At 65.9% G+C, this 16,103-nt stretch carries 18 protein-coding genes; 6 read left to right on the top strand and 12 right to left on the bottom strand.

Going from position 1 to position 16,103, the window contains the following annotated elements; translation table 11 throughout:
* Nucleotides 1–14 precede the first annotated feature (14 nt).
* Nucleotides 15–2,285: a DNA topoisomerase IV subunit A gene (gene parC / locus B4N44_RS07370; RefSeq protein WP_296698677.1), complete on the bottom strand. Its 2,271-nt coding sequence runs from the start codon at nt 2,283–2,285 to the stop codon at nt 15–17.
* 157 nt (nt 2,286–2,442) lie between these two features.
* Between parC and B4N44_RS07365 the strand changes: the two genes are divergently transcribed.
* Both B4N44_RS07365 and B4N44_RS07360 read left to right on the top strand, forming a co-directional pair.
* Nucleotides 2,443–2,676, top strand: a complete 234-nt coding sequence (locus B4N44_RS07365; RefSeq protein WP_296698674.1) for a type II toxin-antitoxin system Phd/YefM family antitoxin — start codon at nt 2,443–2,445, stop codon at nt 2,674–2,676.
* A gap of 5 nt (nt 2,677–2,681) precedes the next feature.
* The gene (locus tag B4N44_RS07360) at nt 2,682–3,068 is read left to right on the top strand and encodes a type II toxin-antitoxin system VapC family toxin (protein ID WP_296698671.1); all 387 of its coding nucleotides are present in this window, start codon (nt 2,682–2,684) and stop codon (nt 3,066–3,068) included.
* A gap of 40 nt (nt 3,069–3,108) precedes the next feature.
* Here B4N44_RS07360 and B4N44_RS07355 read toward each other — a convergent pair whose 3' ends face one another.
* Together B4N44_RS07355 and B4N44_RS07350 are read right to left on the bottom strand one after the other, a co-directional pair.
* On the bottom strand, nt 3,109–4,209 hold the full coding sequence (locus B4N44_RS07355; RefSeq protein ID WP_296698668.1) for an NADH:flavin oxidoreductase/NADH oxidase: 1,101 nt from the start codon (nt 4,207–4,209) through the stop codon (nt 3,109–3,111).
* Nucleotides 4,210–4,211: 2 nt separating this feature from the next.
* Nucleotides 4,212–4,778 (bottom strand): GNAT family N-acetyltransferase, encoded by a 567-nt coding sequence (locus tag B4N44_RS07350; RefSeq protein ID WP_296698665.1) that lies wholly within the window; start codon nt 4,776–4,778, stop codon nt 4,212–4,214.
* On the opposite strand from B4N44_RS07350, the gene B4N44_RS07345 reads away from it, so the two are divergent.
* Complete coding sequence (locus B4N44_RS07345; RefSeq protein ID WP_349681075.1) at nt 4,777–5,481, top strand: cation transporter; 705 nt, start codon at nt 4,777–4,779, stop codon at nt 5,479–5,481. The two genes, B4N44_RS07350 and B4N44_RS07345, sit on opposite strands and share 2 nt — an antisense overlap.
* Before the next feature lie 18 nt (nt 5,482–5,499).
* On the opposite strand, the gene B4N44_RS07340 is transcribed toward B4N44_RS07345, so the two are convergent.
* Both B4N44_RS07340 and B4N44_RS07335 read right to left on the bottom strand, forming a co-directional pair.
* Nucleotides 5,500–6,699 carry a Bcr/CflA family multidrug efflux MFS transporter gene (locus B4N44_RS07340; RefSeq protein ID WP_296698663.1) on the bottom strand — a complete coding sequence of 400 codons (1,200 nt, stop codon included), beginning with the start codon at nt 6,697–6,699 and terminating at the stop codon, nt 5,500–5,502.
* Nucleotides 6,700–6,807: 108 nt separating this feature from the next.
* Nucleotides 6,808–8,058, bottom strand: coding sequence for a multifunctional CCA addition/repair protein (locus tag B4N44_RS07335; protein WP_296698659.1), 1,251 nt, complete (start codon nt 8,056–8,058; stop codon nt 6,808–6,810).
* Nucleotides 8,059–8,252: 194 nt separating this feature from the next.
* On the opposite strand from B4N44_RS07335, the gene B4N44_RS07330 reads away from it, so the two are divergent.
* From B4N44_RS07330 to B4N44_RS07320, 3 genes are all read left to right on the top strand, one after another.
* Complete coding sequence (locus B4N44_RS07330) at nt 8,253–8,735, top strand: DUF2939 domain-containing protein (RefSeq protein ID WP_296698657.1); 483 nt, start codon at nt 8,253–8,255, stop codon at nt 8,733–8,735.
* A gap of 298 nt (nt 8,736–9,033) precedes the next feature.
* A complete protein-coding gene (locus tag B4N44_RS07325; RefSeq protein WP_296698799.1) occupies nt 9,034–9,450 on the top strand; it encodes a YajD family HNH nuclease in 417 nt (138 codons plus the stop codon).
* 209 nt (nt 9,451–9,659) lie between these two features.
* Nucleotides 9,660–10,130 carry a universal stress protein gene (locus tag B4N44_RS07320; protein ID WP_296698655.1) on the top strand — a complete coding sequence of 157 codons (471 nt, stop codon included), beginning with the start codon at nt 9,660–9,662 and terminating at the stop codon, nt 10,128–10,130.
* Nucleotides 10,131–10,240: 110 nt separating this feature from the next.
* On the opposite strand, the gene B4N44_RS07315 is transcribed toward B4N44_RS07320, so the two are convergent.
* From B4N44_RS07315 to ribD, 7 genes are all read right to left on the bottom strand, one after another.
* A complete protein-coding gene (locus B4N44_RS07315) occupies nt 10,241–10,771 on the bottom strand; it encodes a phosphatidylglycerophosphatase A family protein (RefSeq protein ID WP_296698652.1) in 531 nt (176 codons plus the stop codon).
* A complete protein-coding gene (thiL, locus tag B4N44_RS07310) occupies nt 10,746–11,720 on the bottom strand; it encodes a thiamine-phosphate kinase (protein ID WP_296698649.1) in 975 nt (324 codons plus the stop codon). Before thiL ends, B4N44_RS07315 begins: the two co-directional genes overlap by 26 nt.
* Before the next feature lie 113 nt (nt 11,721–11,833).
* Complete coding sequence (nusB, locus tag B4N44_RS07305) at nt 11,834–12,331, bottom strand: transcription antitermination factor NusB (protein WP_296698646.1); 498 nt, start codon at nt 12,329–12,331, stop codon at nt 11,834–11,836.
* On the bottom strand, nt 12,331–12,801 hold the full coding sequence (gene ribE / locus B4N44_RS07300) for a 6,7-dimethyl-8-ribityllumazine synthase (RefSeq protein ID WP_296698644.1): 471 nt from the start codon (nt 12,799–12,801) through the stop codon (nt 12,331–12,333). The genes nusB and ribE overlap by 1 nt, the downstream gene beginning before the upstream one ends.
* A 180-nt stretch (nt 12,802–12,981) precedes the next feature.
* A complete protein-coding gene (ribBA, locus tag B4N44_RS07295; protein ID WP_296698641.1) occupies nt 12,982–14,127 on the bottom strand; it encodes a bifunctional 3,4-dihydroxy-2-butanone-4-phosphate synthase/GTP cyclohydrolase II in 1,146 nt (381 codons plus the stop codon).
* 129 nt (nt 14,128–14,256) lie between these two features.
* Nucleotides 14,257–14,931 carry a riboflavin synthase gene (locus tag B4N44_RS07290; protein WP_296698638.1) on the bottom strand — a complete coding sequence of 225 codons (675 nt, stop codon included), beginning with the start codon at nt 14,929–14,931 and terminating at the stop codon, nt 14,257–14,259.
* Between the two features lie 43 nt (nt 14,932–14,974).
* A complete protein-coding gene (gene ribD / locus B4N44_RS07285) occupies nt 14,975–16,093 on the bottom strand; it encodes a bifunctional diaminohydroxyphosphoribosylaminopyrimidine deaminase/5-amino-6-(5-phosphoribosylamino)uracil reductase RibD (protein WP_296698796.1) in 1,119 nt (372 codons plus the stop codon).
* Between the last annotated feature and the right edge of the window lie 10 nt (nt 16,094–16,103).

Raw genomic sequence — 16,103 nt, 5'->3', positions numbered from 1 at the left:
AGGCACCTACGCCCCTACGGCCCGACGGCGACGGATAAGCCTTCCACCCGCTGGAACCCCCGCGGCAGCAGACGCCCGCGGCGCCCACGCTCACCTTGGTAGACATCCAGATCGGCCGGCTTCAAGGTCAGCGTCCGTTTGCCCGAGAGCAACACGAGACTCCCGCCCTGCGGGACCACGGCGAGCGCAATCACCAGCTCCTCGCGTGCCGCGACCCGGGCCGAGGGGATGCCGATGATCTTGTTGCCCTTGCCGCGCGGCATCTCGGGAAGCTCCGAGACCGGAAACAGCAGTAGATGGCCCGCGGTGGTGACGGCCGCGAGCCTGGCACACTCCGAGCCGCCCTCCTCCGCGGTCAGCGCGAGCGGATTCAAAACCTCCGCGCCCTTGGGCAGGCTCAGGACCGCCTTGCCGGCCTTGGCCTTGGCATAGAGGTCCTCCATCCGGGCGATGAACCCGTATCCGGCATCGCAGGCCATCAACACCCGACTCTCGGGCGCCTCGCCCAGCACCGCCACGAAACGCGCACCGGCGGGCGGATCCAGCCGCCCGGTCAAAGGCTCGCCCTGGCCGCGCGCCGAGGGCAAGCTATGGGCAGGCAATGAATAGCTGCGTCCGGTTGAATCGAGAAAGACAACGGTCTGACTGCTGCGCACCCGCACCGCCATGAGGAATCGATCACCGGAGCGGTAGCTCAGCCCGGCCGGATCGACCTCGTGCCCCTTGGCCGCGCGCACCCAGCCTTTCTCGGAGAGGACCACGGTTACCGGCTCGCTCGGGGCCAGGTCGATCTCGTCGATCGCCGCCGCGCTGGCGCGTGCGACCAGCGGCGAGCGCCGTGGGTCGCCGTGCTTCTCCGCATCGGCGGTGATCTCCTCGGAGATCAGCCGCTTGAGCGCCGACTCGTCGCCCAGGATAGCTTGCAGGGCGTCGCGCTCCTCGGCCAGCTCCGCTTGCTCGCTGCGGATCTTCATCTCTTCCAGACGCGCGAGCTGACGCAGCCTGGTGTTGAGCACATAGTCCGCCTGGGCCTCGGAGAGCACAAACCGCTCCATGAGCACCGGCCTGGGCTCGTCCTCGGTACGGACGATGCGGATCACCTCGTCGATGTTGAGAAAGGCGATCAGCAGGCCGTCCAAGAGGTGCAGACGCTCGAGGACCTTGTCCAGACGATGTTGCGAGCGCCGCCGGACCGTCTCGGTGCGGTACATCAGCCATTCGACGAGAATGTCGCGCAGGGTCATGACGCGCGGCCGACCGTTCAGAGCGATCACGTTCATGTTGACCCGGTAGCTGCGTTCCAGGTCGGTCGTGGCGAAGAGGTGCGACATCACCCGGTCGACATCGACGCGATTCGAACGCGGCACGATCACCAATCGGGTCGGGAACTCATGATCGGACTCGTCGCGGAAGTCCTCGATCATCGGCAGCTTCTTGGCGTTGAACTGCTGCGCGATCTGCTCCAGGACACGGCTGCCGGAGACCTGATAGGGCAAGGCGGTGATCACGATCTCGCCGCGCTCGACCTCGTAGACGGCGCGCTGCTTCAGGCTCCCGCCGCCGGTCTGGTAGATCTTCGCGAGATCCTCGCGCGGGGTGACGATTTCGCCCGCGGTCGGAAAATCCGGCCCCGGCACGAAGCGCATCAGATCCTCGAGTGTCGCGTCCGGATGATCGAGCAGATGGATGCAGGCACGGGCGACCTCGCGCAGGTTGTGCGAGGGGATGTCGGTCGCCATCCCGACCGCGATCCCGGTCGCACCGTTGAGCAGCAGGTTCGGCAGACGCGCCGGCAGCAGCTTCGGCTCCTCGAGCGTCCCGTCGAAATTGGGCTGCCAGTCGACCGTCCCCTGATCCACTTCGTCGAGCAGCAGATCCGCGTAGGGCGTGAGACGCGACTCGGTGTAGCGCATGGCCGCGAACGACTTGGGATCGTCCGGCGAGCCCCAGTTGCCCTGCCCGTCCACCAGCGGATAGCGATAGCTGAAGGGCTGCGCCATCAGCACCATCGCCTCGTAACAGGCCGAATCCCCGTGCGGATGGAACTTACCCAGCACGTCGCCGACGGTGCGCGCGGATTTCTTGAACTTGGCCGCCGCCGAGAGCCCGAGCTCCGACATGGCGTAGAGGATGCGCCGCTGCACGGGCTTGAGCCCGTCGCCCACATGGGGCAGCGCGCGGTCGAGGATGACGTACATGGAATAGTCCAGATACGCCTTCTCGGTAAAATCCTTCAGCGGCAGGCGCTCGAGGCCCTCCGCGTTGTAGGTCGTGGTTTCCGTCATGCCGTCGTCTTGCGCTCACTGAATCCGCGGTCGCGCATGATGCGGCAAGATGCGGCTCGGGACAAACCCGAGCCGCGGGCTGAACGAAGTCCATTGCAGCCCGGAGGCCCCGCAGACTAGACTTGGTCACTAAACCTTAGCTAATGAAGGCACAGCGATGGCTCTCCAGGTCAACATCCACGAAGCGAAAACTCAACTCTCCAAGATCATCGCCAGGGCCTGTCGCGGAGAGGAGATCGTGATCGCCAAGGCCGGTCAACCGCTGGTGCGGTTGACCCCGATCGAGCAACAGCCAAGCGGTCGGCGCTTCGGCGCGCTGCGCGGAAAGGCAAAGGTGGATGAACGATTCTTCGATCCATTGCCGGAGGATGAGCTGCGCGCTTGGGAATGAGCGAGATGCGACTCCTGCTCGACACCCATGCCCTGCTGTGGTGGCTGGACGGCGATGTGCAGCTGTCGTTGCCGGCGCGCGAAGCCATCGCAAACCAACAGACCGTCGTCCTGGTCAGTGCTGCTTCGGCGTGGGAAATCGCCACCAAGGTGCGCATCGGTAAGCTGCCGGGAGCCATTCACGTCATCGAGCACCTTGCCGAGATCCTAGATTCCCAAGACTTTTTCCATCTTCCTGTCGGCGTCGACCACGCCCGGCGTGCCGGCCTGATGCCCGGCACACACCGGGACCCGTTTGACCGGATGCTGATTGCCCAGGCGCAGATCGAAGGGCTGACCCTGGTCAGCAACGAGATCCTGTTCGATACCTTCGGCGTTGCGCGATTGTGGTAGCTCGGTCAATTGCGTCCGATCGCTGCCCGCGCCCCCGAAATCAGCTCCCAACCCCGTAACTCTGCAGCCAATGCGCATAGGGTGCCGGGAGCATCCATGCAGCACGCTCGACACCCAACTTGCGGGCGGCCGCGTAAGGCCAGTGCGGATTCGCGAGATGCGCGCGCCCGATCATCACCAGGTCCAATTGCTCGCTTGCCACGGCGCCTTGCGCGATCTCCGGGACGTCGAACCCCCAGGCGGACGCCACCGGCAAACCCGACTCGCGCCGCACCCGCTCGGCGACGGGCGCGAGGAACCCCGGCGCCCAAGGGATCCGAGCGGTCGGGATGGAGAAGCCGATGCTGACGCTCAAGAGATCGAGGCCGTGACTCTTGAGCTGCCGGGACAGCTCGATCGACTCGGCGAGGGTCTCCTCATCGCGTCCGTCGTATTCGATCACGCCGAAACGCGCGGTCAAGGGGAGATTCTCGGGCCAGACCTCGCGCACGGCATCGAGTGTTTCCAACAGGAAACGGCAGCGGTTTTCCAGGATCCCGCCATAGGCATCGTCGCGCTGGTTGGAATGCGTGGAGAAGAAGCTCTGGCCCAGATAGCCGTGCGCGAAATGCAGCTCGAGCCAGCGGAACCCGGCATCCCGCGCGCGTCGCGCCGCGGCCGTAAAGTCGGAGCGCACCCGCGCGATGTCGTCCGGCGTCATCGCCTTCGGCACCTTCGGGAGATTCGCGCCGTAGGGGATCGCCGAGGGCGCAATGGGCTGCCAACCGCGCGCGTCGCCCTCCGGGATGTGGTCATCGCCCTCCCATGGGCGGTTCGCGCTCGCCTTGCGCCCGGCATGGCCGATCTGAATGCCCGGCACAGCCCCGGCCGCCTTGATGGCCTCGACGGCGGGCACAAGCGCCTGCGCCTGCTCGTCGTTCCAGAGACCGGTGCAGTTGGGCGTGATGCGCCCTTCCGGGGACACCGCGGTCGCCTCGACGATGACCAGACCGGCACCGCCGCGCGCAAGACCGGCGAGATGCACCAGATGCCAGTCGTTCACGAGGCCGTCGATCGCCGAGTATTGGCACATGGGCGGCACGGCGATGCGGTTACGCAGGGTCACGTCCTTGAGCGTGAAGGGTTGGAAGAGAGCGGACATGGTCACTCCTTGGTCAGGTGGTCGAGAACTTTGGACAGTCTCTCACGCTTCGCCCGGGCTTGAGCGCTTGAGCCAAGGCGCTTTTCCATGAACCGGTATTGGACGGAGCACTCGCCCGCATTCCCGGCGCCGAAGCCAAGCGCGCGATAGAGCGCCTCGGCCCGCGGATTGTCCTCCCGCACCTCGAGCGTAAGCTTGCAGCAGTCTCGGCGTCTCGCCTCAGCCTCGATCGCCGCCAGCAGCGCGGTGGCGACACCCCGGCGCCGATGGCTCGGGAGCACCGCCAGATCATGGATATTGAGTAGCGGTCGGGCGCGGAAGGTCGAGAATCCCTGGAAGCAGATCGCCAGCCCGACGGCATTCTCGCCGTCGCAGGCCAGAAGCACGAGATGATCCGCCACGCGCCGTAGAGCCGGCACCAGACGCTCCTTCACGTCCTCGGACAAGAGCTCGCCCGCGCCCATGGCGTCCTCGGCATAGGCGTTCAGCAAGGTCACGATCGCCTGCGCGTCGTCGGATCGATCCAGATCGGCGGGCCGGATCGGACCTGAAAACCGCTGTTGATGCATCCTGATTCCCCTGTGTCGGATCGGCGTCGACGCCGGCGCTCAAACGGTCTGCCCCGCTCCGCGAGGCTCGCCTATAATCGGCCGTCCCCGCTCGCGCGCGGCACACCGAGCGACCCCGGCATACGAGCCGGAATTCGGAACCGCGCTCGTCTACGCGGGCGCCGTCGCCCTGATCTCGTACGCCATGTGGTGGTGGATGGGCCGCCAGGCCGAGCGCATCGACTCGGGCCTGGTGCGCTTGGACGTGAAGGCGTGGCTGATGTCGGCCCTGATCACCACCGCGCTCTTGGTCGCCTTCGGCGCGGCGTTGGCGATGAAAGGCACCGACGCGGAGGCTTTCATCCGCTACGTCGACCCCGCCGTGCTGGCGATCATCGCACTCTTACTCTTGCCGTTGCCCTTTCGCGAGGCACGCGAGTCGTTCGGCGAGATCCTGATGATCAGCCCGAGCGACATGGACGCGCACATCCGTTCGGTCATGACCGACTTCGTCGCCCGCCACGGCTTCCCCGAGTATCGGAGCTATCTCTCCAAGGCCGGCCGTGCCCGCTTTATCGAGATCTCCGTCCTGGTTCCGCCCGACTTCAGCCTGCCGGTCGGCGAGATCGACGCCCTGCGTGCCGAGATCGGCGACGCCATCGGCGGCGCCGGGCCGGATCGGTGGCTCACCATCGTCTTCACCGCGGATCCGGTGCATCTTTGATCCGCATTCGACACGCGATCAGCCTGACCCCGTCGTCGCCTGACGGGGCGGGCAGCACAGCAGCCAATAGCTCCCGCCCGCCGCCAAGCCGCAGATCGCCATACCGAAGAGCATCGGCGTCGCATCCCCGGTGTGCATCAGGCTGACCAGGGATCCCATCACCGCACCGAGCCCGAAGCGCGACGCCCCGGAGAAGGCCGATGCGGTGCCGGCCATCCGTGCGAAGTGCGCCATAAACCCGGCCATGGAATTGCCGAGCACCACCCCCGCCATCCCGAGATAGAGCAGGGTCGCGCCGACGATGGCCCACAGCGGCGGCGTTCCCCAGATGGCCAGTCCCAGCAGGATCACCGCCGAGACGACCTGAACCCCGAGCCCCAAACGCAGCAACCGCTCCGCCCCCAAACGGACGACCAACCGGGCATTCTGGCTGGTCACCACCATCGCCAGGGCCACATTCGCCCCGAAGAAGACCCCGAACCAACCCAGCGGCACCCCGTGCAGCTCGATATAGACGAAGGGCGAGGTGACGATATAGGTCATCATGCCGCCGAAGGAAAAGGCACCGGTCAGCAAATACCCCAGGCCGACGCGATGTCGGAGCAAGATCAGATAATTGCGTAAGACCCGAGCCAGCTCGGGCGGATGGCGATCCGCGTGCAGAAGGGTCTCCGGGATCAGCCGAAAGAAGAGCCCGCTCGCGGTCAAGCCCAAGACCAGAAGCGCGCCGAAGACCCAATGCCAATCCAGATAGGAGACGATGGCCCCGCCGATGGACGGCGCCAGCAGGGGGGCCAGCGCCGTCGTCAACATCACCAGACTCATCACCCGCGCATAGTGATCGCGCTCGAAGAGATCCCGCACCAGGGCCGGTACCGTCACCGCCACCGCCGCGCCGCCCAGCCCCTGGACGGCGCGTCCCAACAGCAGCGTCTCCATCCGCGCGGCCAAGACACATATGAGCGCACCCAGACAGAAGAGCGCCAGACCACCGCCGATGGTCGCGCGCCGTCCAAGCACATCAGAGGCCGGCCCTAAAACCAATTGGGCCAGAGCAAAGACGCCCAGATACGCGGTCACGCTCAGCTGCGCCAGCTCGATCGTCGAGTCCAAGTCCTGCGCGATCGCGGGCAGACTCGGCAGATACATGTCGATGGCAAAGGGCGTCAGGCCGGAGAGCAGACCAAGCGTGAGGAGCGTCGAGAGACGAATCTGCATGGGCCCTCCGGGCCGCGTCGGGCCCGCAGGCCGCAGAGAAAAGGAAAGAGGAGAAACGAGAACTCGATCCAGAGGAGGAAAAATTACGCATCCAGCTCTCGGCGCGGTTTAAGTGTCGGGCGCGCTGCGCATAGCCGTCTTCAAGGCGGAGACGCGCGCAGCGCGGATGTGCTCGGGGATGAGTCGCGGCTCGCGTGCTGCACGGGCGACGGCGCCGACATCTACGGCAGCGACGGCGGCCTGCAAGCGACGCAGGGTCTCGCCCTGCGGATAGTCGCGGTCGGCATAGCCGGCGCGGCCCCGATAATCGGCCTCGCAGGCGGTCAGCATCCGGTGGAAGCGCTCCGGTCGACGGAAGGCGTCGGCGCCTTCCAGGAGATCGAGGATGGTCGTCGCGCGCAGCTCGTCGACCTTATGAACCAGGCCGTGGTAGCGCGCCGTGATGCGGGCGAGCTCGCGAAAGCGCACGGGGACACGCAGACGCTCGCAGACGGCTTCGAGTAGATCGACGCTGCGTTCCTCGTGACCCCGATGGCTCGGCAGTATCTCCGCGGGTGTGGTGCCCTTGCCGAGGTCGTGACAGAGTGCCGCGAAGCGAATCCCGAGATCGGGGGACAGTCGCGCGGCCATATCGATCACCAGCATGACGTGAACGCCCGTGTCGACCTCCGGGTGCCACTTCGCCGGTTGGGGCACACCCCAAAGTCGATCGACCTCGGGCAGCAACCGGAGCAGTGCGCCGCACTCACGCAGCACCTCGAAGAAACGCGAGGGTCGATCCTCGCAGAGTGCGCGCGCCAGCTCCTGCCAGACCCGCTCCGGGACCAAGGCATCGACCTCGCCGGCCGAGACCATCTCGCGCATCAGCTCCATGGTCTCGGGCGCGACACGGAAGCCGAGGTCGTCGAAGCGGGCCGCGAAGCGGGCAAGACGCAGGATGCGGACCGGGTCTTCCGCGAAGGCCGGTGAGACGTGACGCAAGACGCGCGCCTGGAGATCCGCAAGCCCACCGTAAGGATCGATCAGGACTCCGGACGGATCCTCGGCGAGCGCGTTGATGGTGAGATCCCGGCGCTGCAGGTCCTCCTCGAGCGTGATGTCCGGATCCGCGTGTACCGCAAAGCCGTGATAACCGGGTGCGGTCTTGCGCTCGGTGCGCGCCAAGGCGTACTCGTCCTTGGTCTGCGGATGGAGAAAGACCGGAAAGTCCTTTCCGACCTGCTGGAAACCGCGGGACAGAAGTTCATCGGGTGTCGCGCCGACCACGACGAAATCGCGCTCGCTGACCGCGCGCCCGAGCAGGCGGTCGCGCACGGCACCGCCGACCAGATAGGTCCGCAGACCGGCTGTGGCGCTCACGGCGAGGATCCGGCACGCAAGGTCGCATCGGCAACGGAACAAAGGGTCGCCCGGGGGTGGGGGTAGTCTCGAGCGAGCGTCGCGATCGGCATGGATAGCCTCATGTCTGCGGTCTGACCGGTCGCGCGATTATACCGGGCGGAGGCTTGCGGGTAGAATTCACGGTCCGTTTCATTACACGAGACCCGAAGACCATGCGTCTGTTTGGATATCTGATCCTGTTCGCGCTGATCGGCTACGGCATCTGGCCCTATTTCACGGTCTTCCGGCTCGACGAGGCGATCAATCAAGAGGGCACGGGTCAGCTCGCCGTCATGGTTGACCTGCCGGCGATCCGTGCCAATTACAAGGAGCGGGTCACCTCGGGCGTCGACGGCATCTTCCCCTCGGGCGACCCCGACAGCGTCATGAGCTGGATCCGCCAAAACCTCGACCGCCTCGGCGACTCCGCGCTCGAGCAGGCGATCACCCTGCCCTGGGTGCGCGACACCCTACGCGGTGCCGTCACGCGAGCCACCGGCCAGAGTCCGCCCTACCTTCTCGGCGGGATCGACTTCGCCTTCTTCGAGTCCTACAACCGCTTCCTCATCCGCATCGGCGACTTGGGCCAGTCGCCCACCCATGTGCGGATGACGCTGCAGGGCACGGATTGGAAGATCACCGACATGATCGACTGAGTCGGGAAAAGCCATCCGGACACCGCCCGATCAGCTCTTGCGACCAGAACTCCGCCGGGGTGTCAACGCCGATCGCAAGTTTTCCGTCAACGCCAGAACGGTGAGCCCGTACACCCCGCCCCACAGGGGCTGGGCCGCGCTTACGGACACATCGGAGCGCAAACGCGTAGGTCGGATTAGCGCAGCGTCATCCGACATCCCCCGCGCAACGTCGTCTCGTCTCGGAGCCATTGCCATGATGGAAACGGCAAGACCGGCTAAGATTACCGGCATCGTCAATCCACAAGAGGACACCTCGATGACCTCGAGCAGCAGTCCGCGTCACGCCAAGACCGGCAAACCCATCGACAGCACCAAGCTCGACCGCGTGGTCGCCGACGCCCGCAAGGCCAGCGACGAGCGCGCCGCCGGCTATCGCGAGCAGGCACTGAAACTCTACGACTGGGTCTGCGGGCGGTGCGCACGCACCTTCACCCGCGAGAACTTGCGCGAGCTCACCGTCCACCACAAGGACATGAACCACGACAACAACCCGCCCGACGGCAGCAACTGGGAGCTGCTCTGCGTTTACTGCCACGACAACGAGCACCAGAAGTACGAGGAGCACCTTGCCGCGCTGGCCGGCGGTCGGGTTGCCAAGCCTGGCGTGGCCGGCAAACAGACGACACACAACCCCTTCGAAGGACTGGCCGATCTGCTGAAGAAAGACGGCTAAACCGCGCCCGGTATGATCCGCGAAGTCTCGTGCGAGAGCGAGGCCAGCGAGCTGGTGACATCTCGAAAGCCGATTACACTAGAAGAGGATCCTCAATCACCTAAACCGCGTCGACTTCGACGCCCCCGTATGCGTGCCGAGCCGGCCGAATGCTGTGCCGCCTCATGTCGTTCCGGGACGCGGTTTAGCTACAGCCAGCGAGGTTTGCGATGGACACCCACGACTATCAACGCCTGTTGCTCGCGGTGGATTTCGAGAAGGAAAGCGAGCCGGTCGTCGCACGCGCGCGGCGGCTCAAGACATTGCTCGGTGCACGTCTTTTTCTGCTGCATGTCGTCGAGCACGTCCCGCCGACGATGGAATATATGCCGGTCGGTTATGCGGGCGACGTCGCCGTCCCGGAGAACCTGGATCTGGAGGAAGAGCTGCTGGCGATCGCTCGGCGCGAGCTCGACGTCTTGGGTGAACGCCTGGATGTGCCGATCGCCGATCGCTTGGTCCGTGTCGGTCCGACCGGGCGCACGATCGACGAGGTTGCCGGCGAGCTCGATATCGACCTCGTCGTCATCGGCAGCCGTGGACGGCACGGGTTCCTGGGACTTTTCGGCTCCACGGCGCGCTCCGTTCTGCGCAACCCGACCTGCGACGTGTTGTGCGTGAAGATCGAGGAGGCCGGCTAAACCGCGGCTGGCGTCCTTTGTGATCTCCTCGGGTGCGTTGGGCCTCGGGTGAAACCCGGCAGCGTCGGCGCCGCCGCGGTTTAGGACTCGAAAAACTCGAAACGAGAGTCTCAGATCGGCATCCACAATGCGGCAAGGGCGAGGAGTATGGCGGCCATCGCCCCGGCGATGAGGTCGTCGAGCATGATCCCGAGGCCGCCGGGCACCTTCCGGTCCACCACGCGCACTGGCCAGGGCTTCCAGATATCGAAGAACCGGAAGAGGACAAAGCCGGCGAGGATCCAGAGCCATCCGGCCGGTGCAGCGACCATGGTCAGGAGAAAACCAACCCACTCGTCCCAGACGATCGCCGAGGGGTCTTTGGAGTCCAGATCACGTGCGGTGCGCTCGCAGACCCAGATCCCGACGAGCGTGAAGAGGACCAGCAAACCGACATAGAAGGGCCAGGCCAAAGGGCTAAGCAGCAGATAGAGCGGAATCGCCGCGAGCGTGCCGACTGTTCCCGGCGCGCGCGGTGCCAATCCGGAGCCGAAACCGAAGGCGATCCAATGATGGATCCGTCGCGGATTGAAACCGGACTTGAAGCTGGACTTGAGGCTATTTGCGTGCACGCCGTCAGGTGTTGCTCGAGAAATGGTCATAACCGGCACTCGAAAGGCGCGTCGGGGAACCGTCCGCCCCCTTCAGGTTCAACCCGGGTTCCGCACGAATGTGCCCGACGGCGCTCAGCGAACAGCCGAACCCCGCCGCCATCGATGCGATCAGGGCTGCCTGCTCGGGCGGCGCGCAGAAACACAGCTCGTAGTCGTCTCCGCTCGACAGCGGCAGCGACCAATTACCCTCGGATGCGATCCGGCTTGCCACGGCGGGAGACAGGGGCAAGGCCGCGAGGTCGATCTCGGCACCGACACAGGATGCCGCAAGGATGTGACCGAGGTCCCCGGCCAGACCGTCCGAGAGATCGATCATGGCCGTGGCGATCCCGCGCAAAGCGGACCCGAGCGCGACGCGCGGCTCCGGGCGTTCCAGTCGCGCACGCAATGCCGGATCGACGGAACCGCCCTCGCGCAAGAGCCGGAGCACGAGCCCGGCATCGCCAAGCGTCCCGCTCACCCAGACGAGGTCGCCGGGGCGGGCGCCGTCGCGACGCACCGCCGCTGCGGGGCGCACCAGCCCATGGACCTGCACGGTCACGCTCAATGGACCGCGCGTGGTATCGCCGCCGACCAAACGCACCCCGTAGGTTCGGGCCAAGTCACCGAAGCCGCGCGCGAATGCGGCGAGCCAGTCGTCGTCGCGCTCGGGCAGGGTCAAGGCCAGGGTCGCCCAAGCGGGCGCGGCGCCCATCGCGGCCAGATCGCTGAGCCCGACAGCCAGCGACTTGTGTCCGAGGGCCTCGGCATCGCAGTCGTGAAAGAAGTGGGTCCCGGCAACCAGTGTGTCGATGCTGACCGCCAGGCTCAGGCCGGCAGGGACCTCAAGCAAGGCACAATCGTCACCGACGCCGAGCAGGACATCGGCACGCGGCGTGCCGAGAGCGGCGAAGAAGCGACCGATCAGGTCGAACTCGGATCGCGATCCTTCAGACATCGTCAGTATCCGTCGGTCGGGTCGGCGCGGCGCAAACCGAGATGCCTCGACCCAACGCCGGAGCACCGTGCAATCCGGACCTCCGTCCTGAATCTCCCTGTCCGTCCACGCGCCTAAACCGGCCGACCCGACGCCGCCGCATGGGTGCGCGCGACCTTGTCGAGCACGCCGTTGACATACTTGTGCCCCTCGTGGGCACCGAGCAGCTTGGTCAACTCGACTGCCTCGTTGATGGCGACGCGATCCGGAATGGAGTCGGAGAAGAGGATCTCGAACGCACCCAGACGCAGGATCGCGAGCTCCACCGGATCGACCTGGCTGATCGGTCGATCGAGGACTCGGTCGAGCTGCGCATCGATCTCGGTCACATGGACCGGAACGCCCGTAAGCAGTTGATCCAAAAGCTCCATGTTGAAGTTGAACCGCTCCTTGGCATCCGGCGGTGCGTCGTCGTCCTCGACCCCGTTCAGCGAGCCGGCGACCGCATCGAGCCACTCGGGGTCATCGAGGAGATGGCGTTTGATCTCCATCGGGTCTTCGCCGGTCAGCCGCCATTGATAGAGCGCCAAGGCGGCATAGCGGCGTGACTGACTGCGCGGGTTGATCGTCATCAATCGAGCTGCCGCAAGAGGTCGACCATCTCGATGGCGGACATGGCCGCCTCTGCACCCTTGTTGCCGGCCTTGGTGCCGGCGCGCTCGATCGCCTGCTCGATGGTGTCCACTGTCAGCACGCCGAAGGCGACCGGGATGGCGTATTTGAGGCTGACCTGGGCCATGCCCTTGACGCACTCACCGGCGACGTATTCGAAGTGCGGCGTGCCGCCGCGGATCACCGCACCCAGCGCCAGGATGGCGTCGAAGCCGCCCTTGGCGGCGATGCGCTCGATGGTCACCGGCATCTCGAAGGCGCCGGGCACGCGCACGATCGTCAGCGCGTCATCCGTCGCGCCATGACGCTTGAGGGTGTCGATGGCGCCTTTCTCCAGCGCCTCGACCACGAAACTGTTCCAGCGCGACACCACCAGGCAGAAGCGCGCATTGTCGGCGCGCATGGCGCCCTCGATCGTCTTGATACTCATGGATTGGCTCGTCTCGATTCGAACCGCAAAGGCGCACAGGGCGCGAAGGGTTTCAAACCGAAGTCTTTGAAGCTGGTCTTTTCAACAAGGTGTCGGCGAATCGTGCATCGCCACCTCGTCATCCTTTGCGTCCTCTGCGCCTTTGCGGTTCTCGCTCTGCGTCTCGGCATTCGCCGAGGCTCAGCTCGACGGACCGCTCGCCGTCTTACCGCCGGTGTACTCGACGACCTCCAGATCGAAGCCCGAGATCGCATGCATTGCCTTGGGCGCGCTCATGACCCGCATCTTGCGCACGCCGATATCCGAGAGGATCTGGGCACCGATCCCGTAGGTCCGCAGGGCGTTGCGATCCTGGCGGCGGGCCGGGACCACGTCGTCCTCGTCGTGGAGCTGAAAGTCCTTCAAACGCGCCAGCAGATCGGCGGCGCTGTCGCGGTTGCGCAGCACCACGATCACGCCCTCGCCCTCGGCTGCGACCTGTCGCATCACATCCTGCAGCGGCCAACCGCAGGCGTTGTGACGCGTGCCGAAGAGATCGCACAGGGTATTTTGCAGGTGAACCCGGACCAGGGTCGGACGCTCCGGGCTGATCTCGCCCAGGGTCAAGGCCAGATGGATCTCGTTGTCGATACTATCCCTGTAGGCCACCAGGCGGAAGGTCCCCTGATCCGTACGCAGCTCGCACTCGCACTCGCGCAGGACCGCCTTCTCGTGGCGCACCCGATAGTGAATGAGGTCCGCAATGGTGCCGATCTTCAGACCGTGGGTCTCGGCGAAGGCTTCGAGATCCGGCCGGCGCGCCATCGAGCCGTCCTCGTTCAGGATCTCGACGATCACGGCGGCGGGACTGTAACCGGCAAGCCGAGCCAGATCGCATCCGGCCTCGGTATGGCCGGCCCGCACCAAGACCCCGCCCGGTTGGGCCATGAGCGGAAAGATGTGTCCGGGCTGAACCAGATCCTTCGGCTGCGCATCCGGCGCGACCGCAGCCTGAATGGTCGTGGCCCGATCGGCCGCCGAGATGCCCGTCGTCACGCCGCGGGCCGCCTCGATGGAGACGGTGAAGGCGGTCGAATGGGCGGCCTGATTGTCGCTGACCATCATGGGCAGGCGCAGGCGCTCGCAGTGCTCCTTGCTCAGGGTCAGGCAGATGAGACCGCGCCCATACTTGGCCATGAAGTTCACGGCCTCCGGGGTCACGCGATCGGCCGCCATGAGCAGATCACCCTCGTTTTCGCGATCCTCGTCATCCATGATCACGACCATCCGCCCCTGGCGGAGCTCCTCGATGATCTCTTCGGTACTGTGGAGGCCTGGATTACCCATGACTGAAATGTCGTCCGAGCGAAAAGGCCGTTAGTTTAACAAAGTCGGATCCGAGAAGCGGTCGACGAATCCCTCTCGCTTCGGAGGATGGGTTTCGCTGCGCTCTACCCATCCTACAGCTGGTGATGATCAATCGCCGGATCTCGCGAATCCATGCCGGGCGAGAAACTCCATGGTCAGGCCCGGCGTCGCCGGGCCGCCCTCGGCCGCGGCATCGCCCAGCAGCAGCCGTTCCAGATAGCGGGCAATCAGGTCCACCTCCAGGTTGACCCGGGTGCCGCTGCGGTAGCCGCCGATGATGGTCTCGGTCAAGGTGTGAGGCACGATGTTCAGCGCGAAGATCGCGCCGTCCACCTGGTTGACCGTCAGGCTGGTGCCGTCGACACAGATGGAGCCCTTCGGTGCGATATAGCGTGCCAGCTCGGCCGGGGCCTGGATGCGCAGTCGCCAAGACCGTGCATCCTCGCGCTGCTCGATGATCTGCCCGACACCGTCGACATGACCGCTGACCAAGTGCCCGCCGAGCGGGGTCGCCAAGGTGAGTGCCGGTTCCAGATTGACCGGGCTGCCGGGCGCCAGTGTTCCGAGCGTCGTGAGCGAGAGGGTCTCGCGCGAGACATCCGCAGCGAAACCGTGAGCATGAAGCTCCACGGCAGTCAGACAGACGCCGTTGACCGCGATGCTGTCGCCGAGCGAGGCGAGCGCCAGATCGAGCTTCCCGGCGTCGATCGAGAGGCGTACGTCGCCGCCGCGCGGCTCGAGCCGCTCGATTCGGCCGATGGATTGGATGATTCCGGTGAACATGGTGAGGTAACGAGTGGTGAGTGAAGAGTGGTGATAGGCCTGATTAACCCGGTGCGCGAGCACTGCCGGTCGGCTCCGGGCGGGCCGTGATGCGCAGATCTCGGCCGACGGCACGCACGTCGACGATCGCGAGCGGGATGCGATCGCGCATCCGCTCGATTCCGGGCAGGCTGAACAGACCGCGCCCCGCATCGCCCATGAGGTGCGGGGCCAGGTAGATGAGGATCTCGTCGACCAGGCCTTCCGAGACGGCGGCCCCGGCAAGGGTGGGTCCGGTCTCCAAGAGCACCTCGTTGATCTCGCGTCGGGCCAGCTCGCTCATGAGAGCAGCGAGGTCGACCTGCCCCGAGTCCCCTGGACAGAGAAACACCTCGGCACCTGCGCCCTTCAGCTTGGCCATCCGCCCCGGGTCGTCGACTGCGCCGACGATCAGTGTGGTCCCGGGCAGGGTCAGAATGCGTGCAATCGCCGGGGTCCGCCAGAGGCTGTCGAGGACAACCCGCAGGGGCTGGCGAATCGCCTCGCCGGGACGCAGCCCGGGTAGATCGTCGGCATCGAGCCGGACATTCAGGCTCGGATCATCCGCCAGCAGGGTGCCGATCCCGGTGAGGATCGCCGAGCTGCCGGCGCGCAGACGCTGCACGTCGCGGCGCGCCGCCTCGCCGGTGATCCATTGACTCTCCCCGCTCGCCATCGCGGTGCGCCCGTCCAGGCTCGCCGCGAGCTTGCAGCGAACATAGGGCCGTCCCCGCTCCATCCGCTTGATGAAACCGGGATTCAGGGCACGCGCCTCGGCCTCGAGTAGGCCGGTCTCTACGGCAACCCCGGCCTCGGCGAGCAGTCGCAAGCCCCGCCCCGCAACCAGCGGATTCGGGTCGACCATGGCGCAGACGACACGCGCGACACCGGCCTCCAGCAAACCGTCCGTACAAGGCGGCGTGCGGCCTTGATGGCAGCAGGGCTCCAGCGTCACGTAGGCGGTGGCGCCGCGGGCACGCTCGCCGGCCTCGATCAGTGCATGGCGCTCCGCATGAGGCTCGCCGGCACGCCGGTGCCATCCCTCGCCGACAATGTGACCGTCGCGAACGATCAGGCAGCCGACGCGCGGATTGGGGTCGGTCGTGAAGCGCCCGAGCTCGGCGAGCTGAACGGCACGCGCCATGAAGGCATGG

Origin of the sequence: Thiocapsa sp. UBA6158, from assembly GCF_002423035.1 — a bacterium.
Classification (GTDB): Bacteria; Pseudomonadota; Gammaproteobacteria; order Chromatiales; family Chromatiaceae; genus Thiocapsa.
This window is presented reverse-complemented; position numbering and strand designations above follow the sequence as displayed.

What these genes read in the sequence shown, in the direction of transcription:
- parC (WP_296698677.1), bottom strand. Translation starts at nt 2,285, where the DNA reads ATGACGGAAACCACGACCTACAACGCGGAGGGCCTCGAGCGCCTGCCG.
- B4N44_RS07365 (WP_296698674.1), top strand. Translation starts at nt 2,443, where the DNA reads ATGGCTCTCCAGGTCAACATCCACGAAGCGAAAACTCAACTCTCCAAG.
- B4N44_RS07360 (WP_296698671.1), top strand. Translation starts at nt 2,682, where the DNA reads ATGCGACTCCTGCTCGACACCCATGCCCTGCTGTGGTGGCTGGACGGC.
- B4N44_RS07355 (WP_296698668.1), bottom strand. Translation starts at nt 4,209, where the DNA reads ATGTCCGCTCTCTTCCAACCCTTCACGCTCAAGGACGTGACCCTGCGT.
- B4N44_RS07350 (WP_296698665.1), bottom strand. Translation starts at nt 4,778, where the DNA reads ATGCATCAACAGCGGTTTTCAGGTCCGATCCGGCCCGCCGATCTGGAT.
- B4N44_RS07340 (WP_296698663.1), bottom strand. Translation starts at nt 6,699, where the DNA reads ATGCAGATTCGTCTCTCGACGCTCCTCACGCTTGGTCTGCTCTCCGGC.
- B4N44_RS07330 (WP_296698657.1), top strand. Translation starts at nt 8,253, where the DNA reads ATGCGTCTGTTTGGATATCTGATCCTGTTCGCGCTGATCGGCTACGGC.
- B4N44_RS07325 (WP_296698799.1), top strand. Translation starts at nt 9,034, where the DNA reads ATGACCTCGAGCAGCAGTCCGCGTCACGCCAAGACCGGCAAACCCATC.
- B4N44_RS07320 (WP_296698655.1), top strand. Translation starts at nt 9,660, where the DNA reads ATGGACACCCACGACTATCAACGCCTGTTGCTCGCGGTGGATTTCGAG.
- B4N44_RS07315 (WP_296698652.1), bottom strand. Translation starts at nt 10,771, where the DNA reads ATGACCATTTCTCGAGCAACACCTGACGGCGTGCACGCAAATAGCCTC.
- thiL (WP_296698649.1), bottom strand. Translation starts at nt 11,720, where the DNA reads ATGTCTGAAGGATCGCGATCCGAGTTCGACCTGATCGGTCGCTTCTTC.
- nusB (WP_296698646.1), bottom strand. Translation starts at nt 12,331, where the DNA reads ATGACGATCAACCCGCGCAGTCAGTCACGCCGCTATGCCGCCTTGGCG.
- ribE (WP_296698644.1), bottom strand. Translation starts at nt 12,801, where the DNA reads ATGAGTATCAAGACGATCGAGGGCGCCATGCGCGCCGACAATGCGCGC.
- ribBA (WP_296698641.1), bottom strand. Translation starts at nt 14,127, where the DNA reads ATGGGTAATCCAGGCCTCCACAGTACCGAAGAGATCATCGAGGAGCTC.
- B4N44_RS07290 (WP_296698638.1), bottom strand. Translation starts at nt 14,931, where the DNA reads ATGTTCACCGGAATCATCCAATCCATCGGCCGAATCGAGCGGCTCGAG.
- ribD (WP_296698796.1), bottom strand. Translation starts at nt 16,093, where the DNA reads ATGGCGCGTGCCGTTCAGCTCGCCGAGCTCGGGCGCTTCACGACCGAC.